This is a genomic window from Vibrio sp. CCUG 15886 (assembly GCF_028570825.1).
Classification (GTDB): Bacteria; Pseudomonadota; Gammaproteobacteria; order Enterobacterales; family Vibrionaceae; genus Vibrio; species Vibrio vulnificus_B.
In genome coordinates, this window is record NZ_JAQQBT010000005.1 from 90,892 (window position 1) to 110,384 (window position 19,493).

Below are 19,493 nucleotides of genomic sequence, written 5' to 3' on the forward strand. Positions count from 1 at the left end.
GAACATGAGCCAGAATGTATACCAGTTTATCGATGTTCAACGTGTCGATCCTGCTAAGAAGCCGCTGCAGATTCGCAAGATCGAGTTCGTCGAAATCTACGAACCCTTTACTAAACAACAAGCGACCGCTCAAGCGGATCGCTGCTTAGATTGTGGTAACCCTTATTGTGAATGGAAGTGCCCGGTACACAACTACATCCCTCAGTGGCTAAAACTGGCCAATGAAGGACGAATTTTGGAAGCGGTCGAGCTTTCACATCAGACCAACAGCTTGCCGGAAGTGTGTGGCCGAGTTTGCCCTCAAGACCGACTGTGTGAAGGCTCTTGCACATTAAATGACGACTTTGGTGCCGTCACCATCGGTAATATTGAAAAATACATCACCGACAAAGCCTTTGAGATGGGCTGGAAGCCAGACATGTCCAAAGTCGAATGGACAGATAAGAAAGTGGCCATCATTGGCGCGGGCCCTGCAGGTCTCGCGGCGGCTGATATTTTGGTGCGCAATGGGGTCAAACCCGTTGTCTTCGACCGCTACCCAGAGATCGGTGGGCTACTGACGTTTGGTATTCCGTCTTTCAAACTGGAAAAAGGGGTGATGGAAAACCGCCGCCGCATTTTCAGCGAAATGGGGGTTGAGTTCCGCATGAACGTCGAAGTCGGTAAAGATGTACAGATGCAAGAACTGCTGGAAGAGTATGATGCCGTGTTCCTTGGCGTCGGCACCTACAAATACATGCGTGCTGGTTTGGAGAATGAGGATGCCTCCGGCGTGTATGACGCCCTGCCTTTTTTGATTTCCAACACTTACAAAGTAATGGGCCTTGAACACGACCAGCCTTTCATCGATATGGCGGGCAAAAATGTTGTCGTGCTTGGTGGCGGTGATACCGCGATGGACTGTGTTCGTACTTCTATCCGCCAAGGCGCTGCCAATGTCGTTTGTGCCTATCGTCGCGATGAAGAGAACATGCCAGGCTCACGTCGTGAAGTGAAAAACGCCAAAGAGGAAGGGGTGAACTTTATGTTTAACCTGCAACCTCTGTCGATTGACGTGGACACTCGCGGGCAAGTAACGGGCGTGAAAGTGGTGCAGACTGCGTTAGGTGAGCCCGATGAGGCCGGCCGCCGCCGTCCCGAACCTGTGGCAGGCAGTGAGCATGTGTTACCTGCCGATGTGGTGATCATGGCCTTTGGTTTCCAACCCCATCAAATGAGTTGGTTGGAACCCTATGGGGTTGAGCTCGACCAATGGGGTCGCATCAAAGCTGCTGCGAAACAGACTTACCAATTCCAAACCAGCAATGAGAAGATTTTTGCCGGTGGTGATGCGGTGCGTGGTTCCGATTTGGTGGTAACGGCGATTGATGAAGGCCGTAAAGCCGCGGAAGGCATATTAGATTATCTCGAACTCTAATATCTATCGGTGTGTTATGAGAGGTTGGTGAGCGATCACCAACCTTTTTTCTTTTAGACTTAATGTTTAGGATCTGCGGATAACGCCCTTTTGGGAACAGTAGGTGTACAGGATGAAAAAACTCATTTTAACGATTTGCGCCACCTTAGCCCTGACCGCTTGCAGCAATGGAGCTTACACAATGACCGATCGAACTTCTCAGCCTTGTGGCAATAAACCCAACTGTGTTTCCACACAAGATGAGCGCGCGAGTTTCCAACTCGACCCTTTTAAGCTCACGGCCAACGCCACCTTAGATCAAATAGAGCAAGTTGCCCTTGAACTTCCTGGGGCAAAAGTGGCGGACAAAACGGAACACTACTTAAGAGTAGAATGCACCTCACGACTGTTTCGCTTTGTTGATGATCTTGAACTCAAAATCGTCGATGGCCAATTGCTCGTCCGTTCAGAGTCACGCGTTGGTTACTCCGATCTTGGCGTCAATCGCAAGCGTGCAGAGCAATTAAGAAGCTTACTGACTGAGGCGGGTTTCATTAAGTAAAGGCAAAGGGTAAACAACAAGCGAAAGTACTTATTGTGACAGAGCTTTGCTATACTCTCGCCAATTCTATGTTTGTTTAAAAATGAAGAGATTGATATGAAAGTCGGTATTATCGGTGCCATGCAACAAGAAGTGGCCATCCTTAAAGAAGCAATGACCAACGCACAAACCGTAAATAAAGCAGGTTGCACCTTCTATTCAGGTCAAATCAATGGTGTTGAGGTTGTGCTACTGCAATCCGGCATTGGTAAAGTTGCTGCCGCGATTGGCACCACTATCCTTCTCGATGAATATCAACCTGATATGGTGCTCAACACCGGTTCTGCAGGTGGTTTTGATTCCAGCTTAAATCTTGGTGATGTGGTCATTTCGACTGAAGTCCGTCATCACGATGCTGACGTGACGGCATTTGGCTATGAAATGGGCCAAATGGCAGGTCAACCAGCCGCTTTCCTCGCTGATGAAAAATTGATGAACTTGGCTGAAAAAGCGTTAGAACAAATGGACGGACAGCACGCGGTTCGTGGTCTCATCTGTACTGGTGATGCATTCGTTTGTACCGCTGAGCGTCAAGCCTTTATCCGTCAACACTTCCCATCCGTGATTGCGGTTGAAATGGAAGCGTCTGCGATTGCACAAACTTGTCACCAGTTCAAAGTGCCGTTTGTTGTCGTACGTGCAATTTCAGATGTGGCAGACAAAGAATCACCAATGAGCTTTGAAGAGTTCTTACCTTTGGCAGCCAAGAGCTCGTCAGAAATGGTCTTCAAAATGTTGGAACTACTGAAGTAATCGCCCTATCTATGACAGAGCTGTTTGATCAACTCTATGCCAACGGCGCGCTCCTCATTCTGTGGGGAGCGTTACTGTTCCATCTCATTATCCCGATTCCACGCTCCTCTCATCCCGTCACACTCTGGCACAAATTTGCAGAGCTGTTGGCAGACAAAGTCAATACCCAACAAAGCTATCAACAAAGCCTCATCTCAGGCCATTTAGCGTTATTGTTGATGCTGTTTCCTTGTTTAGCGGTCCTGTTTGCTTTAAAACCTTTGGTTTGGCAACCGCAACTATTTGAACTTGCGTTGCTGCTGTTGGCACTAGATTGGCGCAGTAACGAGAGCCTCGCCAAAGCGCTGATTCGTGCCATGGCCAATGAAGATAAACCTGCGGCAAGAAGCCTATTGGCCCCCTACCTCAATCGAGAAACCAACGCACTCTCCCAGCTTGGGATCGGTAAAGCCGCCGCTGAAACCTTGATTATAGGGTATGGGAGAAATGTGGTTGGCGTTCTCTTTTGGTTCGCACTTTCAGGCGGCATCGGAGCGTTGATGTATCGCCTCACGGTTGAACTGGCAAGAGCTTGGTCGCCAAGTCGCGCTAACTATGCGCCATTTGGCATGGCAGCAGTGCGGCTTGCCGCGGTGCTGGATTTTATTCCGCTGCGTTTATTTGCCGTTATGATCCTGCTTGGTCAACACACAGGTCAAACATGGCAAGGCATGCGTCAACAAGTCGCTTCTTGGCCATTGCCTGGTCCGGCTTGGTTACTGTGTGCCGTAGGCAACAAGCTGCAACTCTCTTTGGGTGGGCCAGCGATTTATCAAGGTAAAAGAGCCGAAAGAGCCAAAATTGGTGGACGCATTGCGCCCTCCGCTTTGCATATTGATCAGCTACAACATTTATTAGCACGTAGGATCCTAGTTTGGATTTTGCTTCAGAGCCTACTTATGGGGCTTATTTATCAAGGGATATGATGAAAACTCTCTCTTCACTTCTTCTACTGTTTTCGGTCAGTTTACAAGCAGCCCCCATTGAACGCGTCATCAGCTTGGCACCACACGCCACCGAGATCGCGTACGCAGCAGGGCTTGGAGATAAACTGATTGCCGTTAGCGAGATGAGCGATTATCCAGAGGCAGCAAAAAAGTTAGAGAAAGTCTCCAACTACAAGGGGATTAACCTAGAGAAAATCATCACTTTAAAACCGGATTTGATCATCGCATGGCCGGCAGGTAACCCTGCAAAAGAGTTAGAAAAACTCGAGCAGTTTGGCTTTAAGATCTACTACTCACAAACCAAATCACTTAAAGATATTGGCGATAACATTGAACAACTCAGTCAATACAGTGACGATCCGCAAATCGGCCTAAACAATGCTCGAGATTACCGAACTCATCTCGAAGCACTAAGAGCAAAGTACCAAACTCTGCCTAAAACCCGCTACTTCTACCAACTCAGCGACACGCCGATCATCACCGTTGCTGGCCAAAACTGGCCTACAGAGGTCTTTCGTTTTTGTGGCGGTGAGAATGTGTTTGATGGCGCATCAGCACCTTATCCTCAAGTCAGTATTGAGCAGGTGATTCTAAAAAGACCCCAAGCCATGTTCGTTTCTCCTCACGCGATTCAAAATAACGGCATGTGGAGCCCTTGGGTTGAGGAGATTCCAGCATTAAAAAATGCGCATTTTTGGCAGCTCAATTCAGATTGGTTAAACCGACCAACCCCTCGCACCCTGCTGGCGATTGAACAAGTCTGTGAGCACTTTGCCAGCATCGAGCAAAAACGCTAACGTTTGGCTGGAAAATTTCGTACAATTTGCCCCCATTTTCTGTTCCCTCACTTTTTAAGGCATTAAGTAACATGGACTCCATGCTGCTGTATTTTATCGATTTATTTGGCACCGCTGTTTTTGCTGTTTCCGGCGTTCTCTTGGCTGGACGGTTAAAGATGGATCCTTTTGGTGTGGTTGTATTAGGCAGCGTGACCGCGATTGGTGGTGGCACTATTCGCGATATGGCCTTGGGCGCAACCCCCGTCTTTTGGATCAAGGACACCACCTATCTTTGGGTTATCATCGTTACCTGTCTGTTGACAATGCTCGTTGTGCGCCGACCTAAGCGCTTGGCGTGGTGGATATTACCCGTCTGCGATGCCATTGGCTTGGCGGTATTTGTTGGGATCGGCGTCGAGAAAGCCCTCGCCTATCAAGATTCAGCGATGGTCGCGGTGATCATGGGCGTCATTACCGGCTGTGGTGGCGGGATCATTCGCGATGTGTTAGCGCGTGAGATTCCAATGGTGCTGCGAAGTGAAGTGTATGCGACTGCCTGTCTTGTTGGTGGGATATTCCACACCTCTACCCTAAGCCTTGGATATGATCACTCTACAGCCTTATTGGCAGGAGTATTTTCGACCTTGATCATCCGCTTGGGCGCCATTCGCTGGCATTTATCATTGCCTACATTTGCACTAAATAAATAATCTGTGTTGGCCGACTTTATCGGCCAACGTCACGCCTCACTTGCTTTCGCCTTGGCAGCCGACTCTTTACTCGTTAAAGTGAACTACCTATTCCCACTCGTCATCAATCATTATGTTACTCGAAGGCATTGAAACCTTATTGGTTCTACATAAAGAAAAGACCATGAGTCGCACCGGCAGTCAGCTCTATATTAGTCAATCTGCTGTCAGTAAACGGATTGCGAATCTTGAGAAAAAGCTTGGAAAGAAACTGATTGAACCTGACGGACGCCATATTCGTTTAACCGCTGACGCTCAAGCCTTAATAAAGAGCATTGAACCGAGTTTTAATGAGCTGCGTGGGCAGATCTACGATCAGCAACTTATCGAAGACAATGCATTGATTAAAATCGATTGTTCAGAAACGCTACTGGCGGGTTATTTGAACAATGCGATGGAAGCACTGTATCAGCAGGATCGTCACCTTTCCTTGACCACCAACCACACACCTAGGATTGTGGAACACGTTCAGTCAGGCAAAGCTACTCTCGGATTTTGCGCCGGCTATTTGCCGCCAAATCATGGATTGATGACCTTTCACCTTTTTGATGAATCTTTTAGCATCATTAGTAAGTACCCACTAACTGAGCTACCAAAAGCAATCATAACCAATGACCTCAACAATCCCGCCAATACCTATCAACTGGCTGCATTGTCAGCGGTGGGTGTGACGCCCTTGATGCAAATGGACTCTTACACCGCGTCAGCCCAGCTCGCCGTGGGTGGTATGGCACCCGCCCTAGTGCCGAAATCCGTGATTAACGCATTACGAATAGAGCCACAGTATTGCTATCACTTTGACGAGCTTAGCCACCTAACCCGTCCGGTGACGATATGTTGCCGCGCCAAAAGCCATCAAAACAGCCGAGTTAAAACAGTGATAACAACCATTGCTGATGCTGTTGCCAAAGTAGTTTAGAAGCCATTGCCATCGACATCACAATGACCAGAGGACGGATCCATTTGTGTCCTTTGGTCACCACCACTTTTGCCCCCAAGCGCGCACCAATAAAGCCCCCCACAGCCATCACTAAGCCCACTTTCCAGACTGGCAATCCCGCCAGCACAAAAAACAGTAATGCCGCGATGTTAGAGGTAAAATTGAGCACTTTGGTTCGCGCAGTGGCTTCAACGAGGGAAAACTGTCCAAGCACAACAAAACAAACGGTAAAGATCGATCCCGTTCCCGGGCCAAAAAAACCATCATAGAAACCAACACCACCGCCGACCGACAGTGCAAACATCGCCTCGGATAACTTTGGCTGCCCGCCCGTATTGCGGGTGGGTGGCGCAAGTAAAAAATAGAGAGAAATCGCTATTAGCAGCACGGGAATCAAACTGGTTAGCACGCTGGCATCAATCACTTGAACAAGCTCTGCCCCGATGGCCGCTCCAATAAAGGTGCATGCGATGGCGACTTTCATCTCTTTTAAACTGACGATGCCATTACGGACAAAATATAAGCTGGCTGAGAAACTGCCGAATGAGCTTTGCAACTTATTGGTCGCCAATGCTTGTGTTGGGCTCAACCCTGAAGCCAACAACGCAGGAAGAGTGAGCAGTCCACCACCACCTGCCATGGCATCAATAAAACCAGCCACAGAAGCAACAAAGAACAGTGCTGCCAACATCTCAATCGTTATGTCCAATTCAAGCATCCTTTTCAAAGAGGAAGAGTAAAGAACAAGACGGTAGCATCAAAACTAGCGAGGTAAAAAGGAAACCCAAGACAGCAATCCATTCCTAAAATTCATCGATTGTATTTTGTTAGAAACATAGCTTATTTGGGATGCTTCAAATATGAAGGAGAACGTGGACAACACAAGTTGGGAGATGCAGAACATCGGATTTCCCAACTGGACAAACTACATCAAGGGAACGTTACTGAAACAGAACCTAAGAATCGCAGAACTGTAAAGGGAACAAGCTTCAACACCAGAGGAAATTCGCAAGAGGCAGAATAACCTTCAGCAAGCAAGGAAAGAGTACGAGGATTTCACTCAGCGCCATCAAGTCGTTGACTAAGAGAATACAAGCCAAGCGTATTTGGCGATTTCTTTCTAGAAAAAAGCCCGCTCACATGAGCGGGCAATGAGGTTGTCATATAAGCCGTTATAGTTATGAACTCAGGGCTTACTGATTATTACGCTTTCAAACTCGCTTGCACTTGCGCGTGCAGTTCCTGCACCGACGTCACGCTTGCTTTCGCGTCCGCCGTATGAGACATACAGGTTGCAAATGCCGCGTTAAGTGTCGTGGTGTAGTTCACTTTCTCTGCAAGTGCGCCACGGCGTAGAACTTTCGAATCTTCAATCGCTTGACGACCAGCCGCCGTGTTCACGATGTAGGTGTATTCGTTGTTCTTGATGCGGTCAAGAATGTGAGGACGACCTTCGTGCACTTTGTTTACTAGGCGTGGGTTGATGCCCGCTTCACCTAAGATCACTGCCGTACCGTGTGTCGCATCCAACTTGTAACCCAGTTTCAATAGCTTAGACGCCAGGTCAACCACACGTTGCTTGTCGCCTTCGCGTACCGAAAGCAGCGCACGACCACCTTCAGGATACACATTGCCACAACCCAGTTCTGCTTTCGCATACGCTTCAGCAAAAGTTGCACCTACACCCATCACTTCACCGGTTGAGCGCATTTCAGGACCCAATAGTGGGTCAACGCCAGGGAACTTGTTAAATGGCAGAACCACTTCTTTTACCGAGTAATAAGGAGGAATAATCTCTTTGGTGAAACCTTGCGATTCCAGAGACTGACCAGCCATAACACGTGCAGCGATTTTAGCCAATGGTGCACCGGTCGCTTTCGATACGAATGGAACGGTACGTGCAGCACGAGGGTTCACTTCGATAAGGTACACTTCGTTGTCTTTTACAGCAAACTGCGTGTTCATTAGGCCACGAACGCCCAACTCAAATGCCAGCTTTTCAACTTGCTCACGCATCTTGTCTTGGATTTCTTGGCTTAACGTGTAAGCAGGCAGTGAACATGCTGAGTCACCTGAGTGAACACCTGCTTGCTCGATGTGCTCCATGATACCGCCAATCACCACGCGCTCACCGTCACAGATAGCGTCGATGTCGACTTCAATAGCATCGTCTAGGAAGCGATCCAGTAGAACCGGTGATTCGTTCGACACGCTAACCGCTTCATTGAAGTAGCGACGTAGGTCTTGCTCGTCATAAACGATTTCCATCGCGCGGCCACCCAGTACGTAAGATGGACGAACGACCAATGGGAAGCCAATTTCACGCGATTTCTCAACCGCTTGCTCCATGGTGGTCACAGTTGCGTTCTCTGGCTGTAGCAGGCCTAAACGGTCAACCGCTTGTTGGAAACGCTCACGGTCTTCCGCACGGTCGATGGCATCTGGGCTAGTACCGATAATTGGCACACCCGCTGCTTCTAGCGCACGCGCCAGTTTCAGTGGCGTTTGACCACCGTACTGCACGATCACGCCTTTTGGTTTTTCAACGCGAGCAATCGCCAACACATCTTCTAGAGTCACCGGTTCAAAGTAGAGACGGTCTGAAGTGTCGTAGTCGGTTGATACGGTTTCTGGGTTACAGTTCACCATGATGGTCTCGTAACCATCTTCACGTAGCGCTAGCGAAGCGTGTACACAGCAGTAGTCAAATTCAATACCTTGACCGATACGGTTTGGACCACCGCCCAGAACCATGATCTTTTCTTTATCGGTTGGGTTTGCTTCACACTCGTCATCATAAGATGAGTACATGTAAGCCGTATCCGATGAGAATTCTGCCGCACAGGTATCAACACGCTTGTATACAGGGTGGATGTCGAATTGGTCACGTAGACGACGGATTTCACTTTCAGCCACGCCGAGTAGTTTTGATAGGCGAGCGTCGGAGAAACCTTTACGCTTCATTTGACGAAGCACATCTTGAGTCAAACCAGCAAAACCACCCGCTTTCACTTGCTCTTCCAGCTTCACAATCTCTTCGATTTGAACCAAGAACCAGCGATCGATGTTAGTTAGGTTAAATACACCATCAACAGACATACCCGCACGGAATGCATCGGCAATGTACCAAATACGCTCAGCGCCCGCTTCTTTCAGCTCGTGGCGAATTTTGGTCAGTGCATCTGGTGAATCAAGATCAACCATCTCATCAAAACCAGTCGCGCCCACTTCTAGACCGCGCAGCGCTTTGTGCAGTGATTCTTGTTGGTTACGGCCAATGGCCATCACTTCACCAACTGACTTCATTTGCGTCGTCAAACGGTCGTTAGCACCGGCAAATTTCTCGAAGTTAAAACGAGGAATCTTAGTCACTACGTAGTCGATGGTCGGTTCAAATGATGCTGGCGTCGCACCACCAGTGATGTCGTTTTGTAGCTCATCAAGCGTGAAGCCAACGGCTAGTTTCGCTGCAATCTTCGCAATAGGGAAACCCGTTGCTTTTGACGCTAGAGCAGAAGAGCGCGATACACGTGGGTTCATCTCGATGATAACCATACGGCCATCTTTCGGGTTGATACCAAACTGCACGTTTGAACCACCGGTCTCTACACCGATTTCACGAAGTACCGCTAGCGACGCATTACGCATCAGTTGGTATTCTTTATCTGTCAGCGTTTGAGCCGGTGCCACGGTGATAGAGTCACCGGTGTGGATGCCCATTGGGTCGAAGTTTTCGATTGAACATACGATGATACAGTTGTCCGCTTTGTCGCGAACCACTTCCATTTCGTACTCTTTCCAACCGATCAAAGATTCATCGATAAGCAGTTCATTGGTTGGCGACAGGTCAAGACCACGGCGACAGATTTCTTCGAACTCTTCTTTGTTGTACGCGATACCACCACCCGTACCACCCATGGTGAATGATGGGCGGATGATACATGGGAAGCCAACCATATCGAGCACTTTGTACGCTTCTTCCATGGTCTTTGCCGTATCAGCACGAGGACACTCTAGGCCGATAGATTTCATCGCTTTGTCGAAACGCGAACGGTCTTCCGCTTTATCGATGGCATCAGCAGTTGCACCGATCATTTCTACGCCAAATTCCGCTAGCACACCGTGCTTTTCAAGCGCAAGCGCACAGTTTAGAGCTGTCTGACCACCCATGGTTGGTAGAACCGCATCTGGACGCTCTTTTTCGATAATCTTGCGTACCACTTCCCATTGAATTGGCTCGATGTAGGTCGCATCCGCCATATCTGGGTCTGTCATGATGGTCGCTGGGTTCGAGTTTACTAGGATAACTCGGTAACCTTCTTCACGTAGCGCTTTACATGCTTGTGCGCCTGAGTAGTCAAACTCACAAGCCTGACCGATAACAATTGGACCAGCACCTAGGATAAGAATGCTTTGAATGTCAGTACGTTTTGGCATTGTCTACTACTCCAAATTAAGCGCTGTGTTGTTTAATCAGTTCGATGAAATGGTCAAATAGCGGAGCTGCGTCGTGTGGACCTGGGCTCGCTTCTGGGTGACCTTGGAAGCTGAATGCTGGCTTGTCTGTACGGTGAATTCCCTGCAAAGAGCCATCAAAGAGCGATACGTGAGTAGCACGTAGGTTATCTGGTAGAGTTGCTTCATCAGCGGCAAAACCGTGGTTTTGCGAAGTAATCATCACCACATTGCGGTCTAAATCTTTTACAGGATGGTTTGCACCATGGTGACCAAACTTCATCTTCACCGTTTTCGCACCAGACGCCAACGCGAGAATTTGGTGGCCAAGACAAATACCAAATACTGGTAGGCCTTTTTCTAGGAACACTTTGGTTGCTTCAATCGCATAAGTACAAGGTGCTGGGTCACCTGGGCCGTTTGACAGGAAAACACCATCTGGGTTTAGCGCCAGAACGTCTTCTGCCGACGTTTCAGCTGGCACGACCGTTAAGCGGCAGCCGCGGTCAACCAACATTCGTAAGATGTTGCGTTTTGCGCCGAAATCGTAGGCAACAACGTGATATGGCAATTCGCTGTCATCTTTCGCTTCTGGAAGTCCACCCTCAAGCGTCCACGAACCTTGTTTCCATTGATACGCTTCTTTTGTTGTAACCTCTTTCGCAAGATCCATTCCTTTTAAACCTGGGAATTCTTTTGCTTTCGCCAGTGCCAAAGCTTCATCTAGGTTGTTACCTGCAACGATACAACCGTTTTGTGCACCTTTCTCACGCAGAATACGAGTGAGCTTACGCGTATCAATATCAGCAATGCCGACAATGTTTTGCGATTTGAGGTAATCAGAAAGAGATTGTTCACTACGGAAGTTAGAAGCGATAAGAGGAAGATCGCGAATCACAAGGCCTTGAGCATGAATGGAAGAGGATTCTTCGTCTTCGGAAGTGGTTCCGGTATTGCCAATGTGAGGATAAGTAAGAGTAACGATTTGCTGGGAATAAGAAGGATCAGTGAGGATTTCTTGATACCCCGTCATCGAGGTATTGAAAACGACTTCTCCAACGGAAATACCATCTGCGCCAATGGACACTCCGCGGAACACTGTCCCATCTTCCAGGACTAACAGTGCTGATTTACTCAAGACAACCTCCAGAATAAAAATGCATAAAAAATAAATTAAACTGCAAATCTGCCCTATCTATCACCAGAAAAGTGTGATTTTGGGGAATTCAGACAAATTGGCGGTATTCTAAAGACACTCTTGATACATGTCAACATTTCGCTTTTAACAAAATAGCACTTTAGAGCATCTAGGGTAAAAAACAGCAAAACAGCCCCAAAAGTATAACTTTATTCAGCCTCAACTACCCAATTCATGAAAATTTTATGAAACGAGCAAAAACCAAGCAAACCTAGATCACATTTTTTATTTACACCAAAAAGCAAACGTTGCGCAAGTTTCCATTACACTTACTTTCTAGCACTTCAGTACAAAACAAGGCTAAACAACAAGAAATAACACATTAACTTAACACTAAGAAGAGAAGAACTTTGAGCAAACTTTAAGGAAAAGTAGAGCAGATAAAAGAAGCGCCAGCATTGGCTGGCGCATAATTATTTATTTACAGGTCGTTAAGACCAAGGACATCTGTCATGGTATAAAACCCGGCAGGTTTTTCGTGCAGCCACACTGCGGCTTTGACGGCACCATTAGCAAAAGTCATACGGTCTGTTGCTTTGTGGGTAATTTCTACACGCTCACCAATATCAGCAAACATCGCGGTATGCTCGCCAACAATATCCCCCGCTCGAATGGTCGCGAAACCAATTTCGTCCTTGGTTCGCTCTCCAGTGATCCCTTCACGAGCATAGACGGCAACATCACTGAGTTTATTACCCATGGCACCTGCAATCGCTTCGCCCATACCAATAGCTGTACCCGATGGAGCATCCACTTTGTGGCGGTGATGCGCTTCCACAATTTCGATGTCACAGTAGTCGCCCATCACTTTAGCCGCTTTTTCAAGCAGCTTGAAAACAAGATTCACGCCCACAGAGTAATTTGGCGCCATGACCACAGGTACCTGTTGCGCGACCAGATCGATCTGCTCACGTTGCTCTTCGGTAAAGCCAGTAGTACCAATAACAATACTCTTGCCATATTGTTGGCAAAGCGCCAAATTGTTCAAGGTGCTTGCTGGAGCGGTAAAGTCAATAATTACGTCAAATTGATCAATCTGTTTGGCTAAATCATCGCAAACCACAACGTCAAATTTACCTTCACCGCATAGTTCACCAAGATCGACACCAACCAGTGATGATTCTGGACGCTCTGAGCCAGCAGCAACCTTGGCTGCGGGATTGTGATGTGCTGCTTTAACCAAATTGCGACCCATACGACCCGCCGCTCCTGCCACTGCAATTCTTACCATTGCATTTTTCTCCGTGTTTCTGGATCTGCCAAACGGGCAAATCGATCAAATAGGTTCTTAAACTATCAACTATTGCAAAGCGAGACCAGATCTCAAGCAAACTCTTTTAGCACTCTTTCGAGAATTGGTACGTTTGCTTCTGGAAACGGGTAACGGCTCAGTTCCGCAATCGCCACCCACTCTCCCTGTTGTCCTTCTCTTCCATAAGGCTGACCGTTAAAATCCGTCACTGTGATAAAGTCAAACTTGAGCGATTTATCTGGGTAATCGTACTCTAAATGCTCAAACAGCTGTTGTTGAGTCGCCGTAATACCAATTTCTTCTTCGAGTTCACGTACCATGGCTTGCTCTATGCTTTCCCCCTCTTCGACTTTGCCTCCAGGAAACTCCCAAAAGCCACCTTTGTGTTTATCATCCGGACGCTTGGTAATGTAAACCTGGCTCTTATCTTGATTGAAAATAATCGCCGCAACAATATGGATACGTTTCATCATTTTTTCCTTAAAAAAAGAGCCGCCTAAGCGACTCTTAATTGATTACATTAATTAGGCTAACACTAATTGATTTGACCGTGACACTGTTTGTATTTTTTGCCACTACCACAAGGGCAAGGTTCATTACGACCTACTTTACGCTCGTCACGGACCACTGGCTGGTGATGCCCTTCGTCAGAATCATCAGCAAGCTGGCTTTGAGCTGAGGCATGTTGAGCTTGTGCACGGCGAGCGGCTTCTTCAGCTTGAGCACGACGCTGAGCTTCCATACGCTCCACTTCTTCTTGCTGCTGCACACGAACTTTTGACAAAATCATCACAACATCGGATTTCAATGTTTCAAGCAAGCCTTCAAACAGTTCAAACGACTCACGCTTGTATTCCTGTTTCGGGTTCTTTTGTGCATAACCACGCAGATGAATACCTTGACGTAAGTGATCCATCGCCGCCAAGTGCTCTTTCCACAATGTATCCAACGTTTGTAACATCACCGATTTTTCGAAGTTACGTAGCACTTGTGCACCAACCACTTCTTCTTTCGCTTTGTAGACTTCAACCGCGGTATCAATGACTTTTTCACGTAGTGCTTCTTCGTAAAGCTTGTCGTCTTCTTCCAACCATTGCTTCACAGGAGCATCGATATCGAAATCGTTCTTTAGACGTTCTTGTAGGCCTTCAAGATCCCACATGTCTTCCAGTGATTGGGGTGGAATGTATTCATCGATGACACCTTGAAGCACATCAACGCGATTGTGTTCGATCATATCGCTAATGTCATCAACACTCATCAACTCATCACGTAGCTCATACACGACTTTACGCTGATCGTTCGCCACATCATCGTATTCAAGTAGCTGCTTACGAATATCGAAGTTACGTCCTTCCACTTTGCGTTGCGCTTTTTCGATAGAGCGAGACAGCATCTTAGATTCGATCGCTTCCCCTTCTTCCATACCACTTTGAATCAATGCCGCCATACGATCCGAAGTAAAGATACGGAGTAGTGAATCTTCCATAGAAAGGTAGAAACGAGATGAACCGGCATCACCCTGACGACCTGAGCGACCGCGCAACTGGTTATCGATACGACGAGATTCGTGACGCTCTGTACCAATAATGTGTAGACCGCCCGACTCAAGCACTTGATCGTGAACCAGCTTCCACTCCGCTTTGATTTCATCAATCTGTTGTTGCGTTGGGTTAGCCATCGATTCAACTTTCGCTTGCCAACTACCGCCTAGCACGATGTCCGTACCACGACCAGCCATGTTGGTTGCAATGGTCACCGCACCCGGTTTACCGGCTTCTGCAACAATTTCCGCTTCTTTTTCGTGGAACTTGGCATTTAGAACATTGTGTTTAATTTTCGCTTTCTTCAGTGCATTCGAAAGCAGCTCGGATTTTTCGATAGAAACCGTACCCACGAGAACAGGTTGACCTTTTTCTACACGCGCTTTGATGTCTTCAATAATGGCAGCAAATTTCTCTGCTTCAGTACGATAAACAACATCTGGCATGTCGTTACGGATCATTGGCTTGTTGGTTGGGATAACCACTGTCTCAAGACCGTAAATCGATTGGAATTCGAACGCTTCGGTGTCCGCTGTACCCGTCATACCAGACAGTTTTTCATACAAACGGAAGTAGTTCTGGAATGTAATCGAAGCCAAGGTCTGGTTTTCGTTTTGAATCTTAACGCCTTCTTTCGCTTCAACCGCTTGGTGAAGACCTTCAGACCAACGACGACCTGGCATAGTACGGCCAGTGTGTTCGTCAACGATCACCACTTCACCGTCTTCGTTTACGATGTAGTCTACGTTCTTCTCAAACAGGACATGCGCACGTAATGCCGCGTTAACGTGATGCAGAAGGCTGATGTTGGTTGGAGAGTACAATGTATCTCCCTCTTCCATTAGGCCATTTTTCACCATCAACTCTTCCACAAACTCTTGGCCTGTTTCCGTTAGATGCACTTGCTTCGATTTTTCGTCGACAGTGTAGTGGCCATCACCACGATACTCTTCAGAGTCTTCTTTATCTTGCTTCTGCAATAATGGAATCAGCGCATTGACACGCGTGTAAAGCTCAGAGCTGTCTTCAGCAGGACCAGAAATGATAAGTGGTGTACGCGCTTCATCGATCAAGATCGAGTCCACCTCATCGACGACGGCAAAGAAACGCTCACGCTGAACGCGATCTTCATTGCGGAAAGCCATGTTATCGCGTAGGTAATCAAAACCAAACTCGTTGTTGGTCCCGTATAGGATATCGGCTTGGTACGCTTCTTTTTTCGCAGGATGAGGCATGTTTGGCACATTAATGCCAACGGTCATTCCTAGAAACTCAAATAGAGGGCGGTTGGTTTCTGCGTCACGCTTTGCCAAGTAATCATTGACGGTAACAATGTGAACACCTTTACCAGCCAGTGCGTTAAGGTAAGCAGGAAGAGTTGCGGTTAAAGTTTTACCTTCACCCGTACGCATTTCAGCGATTTGGCCTGCATTGAGAACCATACCACCGATCAACTGAACATCGAAATGACGCATACCGTAAACACGCTTTGATGCTTCACGAACGGTAGCAAATGCTTCAGGTAATAGTTGGTCAAGCGTTTCGCCTTGTTCTAGACGTTGGCGAAACTCAACCGTTTTTGCTTTTAATTGTTCATCTGAGAGAGCCTCAAAGGTCGGCTCGTAGTTGTTAATCTCTTTAACAATCTTTCTAAGGCGGCGCAGTGTGCGATCGTTGCGACTACCAATCACCTTTGTCAGTAGCTTAGTTATCATTTCTTATGAATCTCTCTTTGTTAGACCATTTCGGCCTACGATAAATGCCTTCAGTCTCTACCAGTTTTAAACTAAGGATACTGAGATAAATCATGTAACTCAGATATTGTACTGGCGAGCTATTTTTTCAAGGCTAAGGTGGCAAATAATGTCGTCTAGTGTAAGGATTTTTCGTTAAGACAACCATCACAAACCCCATTTGTTTGAAGCGCTTTGAAGTTTTTATTGTTATTGGCGATGGATTCACCAGTGAAATAACCCCAAAGCAACTTGAAGCAGGCTTAAGTGGTAACTTAGAATGCATGTATGGATGTTTTTTTAGGTGCCTATCATGCGTGATCATCGCCCCACTTCAACACAAGAACTTATTGACGGTAGCGGTAGCTCGCTACAAAAGATCCAGCATCATGCGTGCGAGATACTCGAGTTGAATAAAGTGTTAGCAGAATTGCTGCCAAATGGGACGGCACAGCATTGCCGAGCGGCAAATTTACGTCAGGGATGTTTGATCCTCGATGTCGCCAGCGCAGCGATCAAAATGAAGATTGATTATGATCGATTAACGATCCTGAATGCTTTACGCTCTCGCGGATTCGCTAAATTAATGGCTATCGAAGTACGCATTAATCCTGGCCTTTATCAGCAAAAAGATCCTAAGGTTCAAAAGAAGCGCGAGCCGATCTCGCAAAATGCTGCAAATGCTTTAACTATGATTGCCGAAATGGCACCACCAAAAGTGAAAGCTCGTCTCGAGCGATTGGCTGCAATGGCAGAGAAGAAATCGAGCTGAATTTTGATTTGTTAATGAATCAAAAAAGTAAAAAGCCAGACATCTGTCTGGCTTTTCTTTATTCATTCGCTTGTTACGCTAAAACCATATTCGGTTCTGCGAAGGCAACTGGAGAACCAACTTCTTCTTCAAACGTTGTCCATTCCCAAGCTTCTTGATCTGCCAACACTGCGCGTAGCAATTGGTTATTTAAACCATGTCCGGATTTGTATGCGCGGAACTCACCAATAATCGCATGACCACACATGTAAAGGTCACCGATCGCATCCAACACTTTGTGCGTAACAAATTCGTTTTCGAAACGAAGGCCTTCTTCGTTAAGAATGCGGTAATCGTCCAACACAATGGCGTTGTCAAAGCTGCCACCCAAGACTAAATTTTGTGACTGGAGATATTCGATATCACGCATAAAGCCAAAAGTACGTGCACGAGAGATTTCACGAACAAAACCTTGCGTTGAGAAATCGAACAACAAACGCTGCTCATCAGAATCGATTGCAGGGTGGTTAAACTCGATTTCAAAATCCATGCGGAAACCATTAAATGGTACAAATTCAGCCCACTTGTCACCGTCTTCAAAACGAACTGGTTTCTTAATACGGATAAAACGCTTCGCTGCATTTTGTGTCTCAATGCCTGCTTGCTGAAGCAAGTAAACAAATGGACTTGCGCTGCCATCCATAATTGGAATTTCAGGAGCATCAACTTCAATGATGATGTTATCGATACCCATACCCGCAAGCGCTGCGTTCAAATGCTCCACTGTAGAAATGCGCACACCCTCATCATTCACGAGCGCAGTACACAACATAGTGTCACGAACAGAAGCAGGATCAGCAGGAAAATCTACCGCAGGCGTTAGATCAGTGCGGCGATAAATAATGCCAGTGTTTGCAGCTGCAGGGCGAAGAGTTAATGTGACTTTACGACCAGAGTGGAGACCCACACCAGTTGTTTTCACAATTTCTTTCAGAGTACGTTGTCTGATCATCTGATTGCCTCTTTGAAGTGCTACAAATCACGGTCGTCTAAGACGCCGACCGTGAATGCTACCACAATTTTGAACAGTGTCAAATTTGTGCCTGAATATTAATCAGCCTGACGACGTAAAAATGCCGGAATATCCAAATATCCGCTCTCTTTTTCCTGCTTAGGTGCCGCATTCTGGCTACCTGATGCAGGAGAAGAAGAAACAGGCGTCGATGGCTGAGGAGTAACCTGAGGTCTTTCCTGCAAAGTTTGTGCCGGTTTCTCTTCCACCTTCGCTGCCACAACAGGTTGTGGTGCTGCAGTTGGTTGAGCGACTTTAGCTTTACCACCTGAAACTAACGTGATGTCTGGTTTCTTATCGTTACCGATACCGGTAGCAACCACCGTCACTCGAATTTCATCCGCCATGTCTGGATCAAGTGAAGTACCGATTACGACTGTTGCGTTATCCGAAGCAAACGCTTTAACAGTATTACCCACCGTTTCAAATTCATCTAGGCGCATATCTAGACCAGCGGTAATGTTAACCAGCACGCCACGAGCACCTGCAAGGTCGATATCTTCGAGAAGTGGGCTAGAAATAGCCATTTCCGCCGCTTCTTCTGCACGATCTTCGCCTTTTGCCACACCGCTACCCATCATCGCGTGACCCATCTCAGACATCACTGTACGAACGTCCGCAAAGTCCACGTTGATCATGCCAGGACGAGTAATTAGCTCGGCGATACCTTGCACTGCATTTTTTAGTACATCATTCGCGCTAGCAAAGGCTTCCAACAAAGTGATGCCGCGACCAAGCACTTTCAGCAACTTTTCGTTTGGAATGGTGATCAATGAGTCAACATGCTTTGATAATTCATCGATACCTTGCTCAGCAAATGCTAAGCGCTTCTTTCCTTCGAAACTGAACGGCTTGGTTACTACTGCAACCGTCAGGATGCCTAGCTCTTTCGCAACTTCTGCAATAACGGGAGCAGCACCAGTACCAGTACCACCGCCCATGCCAGCTGCGATAAACACCATATCGGCACCAATCAGCAATTCTTTAATTCTTTCTTTGTCTTCAAGAGCTGCGTCACGACCAACTTGTGGGTTTGCACCTGCACCCAGACCTTTAGTGATGTTGCCACCAATCTGGATCACATTGCCCACACTTGTCTTACGAAGTGCTTGTGCATCCGTATTGACGCTGATGAATTCCACGCCTTCGATGGATTCACGCACCATGTGTTCTACAGCATTACCGCCGCCGCCACCAACCCCAACGACTTTAATTACAGCATCGTCAGACATTTCCATCATCGGTTCAAACATGTGTTATCTCCGTTTTTCCTGCAACTCTCAG

General features: G+C 47.2%; 16 protein-coding genes. 8 read left to right on the plus strand and 8 right to left on the minus strand.

Features of this window, described 5'->3' with window-relative positions:
• The first annotated feature begins 4 nt into the window (after window positions 1–4).
• The 7 genes from PQQ36_RS11930 to PQQ36_RS11960 all read left to right on the plus strand — a co-directional run bounded on the left by PQQ36_RS11930 (window position 5) and on the right by PQQ36_RS11960 (window position 6,183).
• Window positions 5–1,417 (plus strand): FAD-dependent oxidoreductase, encoded by a 1,413-nt coding sequence (locus tag PQQ36_RS11930; protein ID WP_039552690.1) that lies wholly within the window; start codon window positions 5–7, stop codon window positions 1,415–1,417.
• A 112-nt stretch (window positions 1,418–1,529) separates the two neighbouring features.
• On the plus strand, window positions 1,530–1,958 hold the full coding sequence (locus PQQ36_RS11935; RefSeq protein WP_047109928.1) for a DUF1499 domain-containing protein: 429 nt from the start codon (window positions 1,530–1,532) through the stop codon (window positions 1,956–1,958).
• Between the two features lie 96 nt (window positions 1,959–2,054).
• Complete coding sequence (gene mtnN / locus PQQ36_RS11940) at window positions 2,055–2,750, plus strand: 5'-methylthioadenosine/S-adenosylhomocysteine nucleosidase (protein WP_011149517.1); 696 nt, start codon at window positions 2,055–2,057, stop codon at window positions 2,748–2,750.
• 11 nt (window positions 2,751–2,761) lie between these two features.
• Window positions 2,762–3,715: a cobalamin biosynthesis family protein gene (locus PQQ36_RS11945; RefSeq protein ID WP_130349525.1), complete on the plus strand. Its 954-nt coding sequence runs from the start codon at window positions 2,762–2,764 to the stop codon at window positions 3,713–3,715.
• A complete protein-coding gene (btuF, locus tag PQQ36_RS11950; RefSeq protein ID WP_101956696.1) occupies window positions 3,712–4,533 on the plus strand; it encodes a vitamin B12 ABC transporter substrate-binding protein BtuF in 822 nt (273 codons plus the stop codon). Before PQQ36_RS11945 ends, btuF begins: the two co-directional genes overlap by 4 nt.
• A 71-nt stretch (window positions 4,534–4,604) precedes the next feature.
• Window positions 4,605–5,225, plus strand: coding sequence for a TRIC cation channel family protein (locus tag PQQ36_RS11955; protein WP_111437307.1), 621 nt, complete (start codon window positions 4,605–4,607; stop codon window positions 5,223–5,225).
• A gap of 112 nt (window positions 5,226–5,337) precedes the next feature.
• Window positions 5,338–6,183, plus strand: a complete 846-nt coding sequence (locus PQQ36_RS11960) for a LysR family transcriptional regulator (RefSeq protein WP_011078649.1) — start codon at window positions 5,338–5,340, stop codon at window positions 6,181–6,183.
• Here PQQ36_RS11960 and PQQ36_RS11965 read toward each other — a convergent pair.
• The 6 genes from PQQ36_RS11965 to secA form a co-directional block, all read right to left on the minus strand.
• Window positions 6,134–6,913, minus strand: coding sequence for a TSUP family transporter (locus PQQ36_RS11965; protein WP_013572421.1), 780 nt, complete (start codon window positions 6,911–6,913; stop codon window positions 6,134–6,136). The two genes, PQQ36_RS11960 and PQQ36_RS11965, sit on opposite strands and share 50 nt — an antisense overlap.
• A 494-nt stretch (window positions 6,914–7,407) precedes the next feature.
• Complete coding sequence (gene carB / locus PQQ36_RS11970; protein WP_011078652.1) at window positions 7,408–10,641, minus strand: carbamoyl-phosphate synthase large subunit; 3,234 nt, start codon at window positions 10,639–10,641, stop codon at window positions 7,408–7,410.
• A 16-nt stretch (window positions 10,642–10,657) separates the two neighbouring features.
• Complete coding sequence (carA, locus tag PQQ36_RS11975; RefSeq protein WP_011149509.1) at window positions 10,658–11,797, minus strand: glutamine-hydrolyzing carbamoyl-phosphate synthase small subunit; 1,140 nt, start codon at window positions 11,795–11,797, stop codon at window positions 10,658–10,660.
• Between the two features lie 481 nt (window positions 11,798–12,278).
• On the minus strand, window positions 12,279–13,088 hold the full coding sequence (dapB, locus tag PQQ36_RS11980) for a 4-hydroxy-tetrahydrodipicolinate reductase (protein WP_013572424.1): 810 nt from the start codon (window positions 13,086–13,088) through the stop codon (window positions 12,279–12,281).
• Window positions 13,089–13,180: 92 nt separating this feature from the next.
• A complete protein-coding gene (mutT, locus tag PQQ36_RS11985) occupies window positions 13,181–13,579 on the minus strand; it encodes an 8-oxo-dGTP diphosphatase MutT (RefSeq protein ID WP_013572425.1) in 399 nt (132 codons plus the stop codon).
• A gap of 65 nt (window positions 13,580–13,644) precedes the next feature.
• Window positions 13,645–16,368 carry a preprotein translocase subunit SecA gene (gene secA / locus PQQ36_RS11990; RefSeq protein WP_273661299.1) on the minus strand — a complete coding sequence of 908 codons (2,724 nt, stop codon included), beginning with the start codon at window positions 16,366–16,368 and terminating at the stop codon, window positions 13,645–13,647.
• Between the two features lie 331 nt (window positions 16,369–16,699).
• Here secA and PQQ36_RS11995 point away from each other — a divergent pair, with 331 nt between their 5' ends.
• A complete protein-coding gene (locus tag PQQ36_RS11995) occupies window positions 16,700–17,158 on the plus strand; it encodes a DUF721 domain-containing protein (RefSeq protein WP_065090720.1) in 459 nt (152 codons plus the stop codon).
• A gap of 73 nt (window positions 17,159–17,231) precedes the next feature.
• Here the strand turns inward: PQQ36_RS11995 and lpxC are convergent, their stop codons facing one another.
• Window positions 17,232–18,149, minus strand: coding sequence for a UDP-3-O-acyl-N-acetylglucosamine deacetylase (lpxC, locus tag PQQ36_RS12000; RefSeq protein WP_011078658.1), 918 nt, complete (start codon window positions 18,147–18,149; stop codon window positions 17,232–17,234).
• 98 nt (window positions 18,150–18,247) lie between these two features.
• Window positions 18,248–19,462 (minus strand): cell division protein FtsZ, encoded by a 1,215-nt coding sequence (gene ftsZ / locus PQQ36_RS12005; protein WP_011078659.1) that lies wholly within the window; start codon window positions 19,460–19,462, stop codon window positions 18,248–18,250.
• Between the last annotated feature and the right edge of the window lie 31 nt (window positions 19,463–19,493).